Origin of the sequence: Micrococcus sp. KT16, assembly GCF_003315015.1 — a bacterium.
Classification (GTDB): Bacteria; Actinomycetota; Actinomycetes; order Actinomycetales; family Micrococcaceae; genus Micrococcus; species Micrococcus luteus.
Genome location: NZ_QNRG01000033.1, coordinates 1 through 1,003, shown reverse-complemented (window position 1 = coordinate 1,003; position 1,003 = coordinate 1). Strand labels below are relative to the sequence as shown.

Genomic DNA, 1,003 nt, shown 5'->3' with positions numbered 1-1,003 from the left:
TGTAAGCGGCCATGAAAAGCTGCCCATAGGTGGCCAGGGAATGACCCGCTGACGGCCATGAGGACTGCCCAGTGATGGCCACGGGAACTGCCCGGTGCTGGCCATCTGGTTTGCCCGCGTTGCTCGTTGCCCGCCGCGTCGTGAGCCGGCGGGGGCCTCCTCCCCGGGTTGGATATCGGTGTCGAATCGAATCCAGCGAGGAAGAGGCCCTGAATGAAGGATGCCGCAGAAACCATGAAAATACTCAGTGCCTATGACCTGACCAAGTCATTGCGGGGCGCCGCCGAGCTGGCCGGTTGCTCCCATCACACCGTGGCCCGGCTGGTGCGGGCCCGCGACGCCGGCCAGACCCCTGGATCCGGAGCCAGCCGCCCGAAGGTCACCGATGTCTGGCTGCCCAAGATCGAGGAATGGGTCGAGGCCTCCACGGGCAGGATCCGCGCCGATGTCGTGCACGCCAAGCTCACCGCAATGGGCTACACCGGCTCTGAGCGCTCCACCCGGCGGGCGGTGGCCGAGGTGAAGGCCGCCTGGCGGGCCGGGAAGCGCCGGGTGCACCGGCCCTGGATCACCGAGCCGGGCGCATGGCTGCAGTACGACTTCGGCGATGGGCCGGCGATCGACGGGGCCAAGACGGTGCTGTTCGTGGCCTGGCTGGCCTGGTCCCGCTACCGGATCGTCATCGCCCTGCGTGATAGGACGGCTCCGAGTGTGTTCGCCGCCCTGGACCGGTGCTTCCGGCTGATCGGGGGCGCGCCGACCTATGTGCTGACGGATAACGAGAAGACAGTGACGGTCTCTCATGTGGCCGGGGTGCCGGTGCGTAACCAGGCCACCGTGGCGTTCGCTCGGCATTACGGCGTGGAGGTGCTGACCTGCCAGCCAGCGGATCCGGCCGCCAAGGGCGGGGTGGAGAACGCGGTGAAGCTGGCCAAGGCCGACCTGGTCCCGAAGGACACCAACCTGCGGGACCAGTACGCCTCGTTCGCTGAGCTCGAGGCCG

The 1,003-nt window shown here is 68.0% G+C and carries 1 pseudogene; it reads left to right on the top strand.

Features of this window, described 5'->3' with window-relative positions:
- Positions 1 to 213 precede the first annotated feature (213 nt).
- Positions 214 to 1,003: pseudogene (locus DE149_RS11570) on the top strand (IS21-like element ISMlu14 family transposase); the annotation flags it as partial.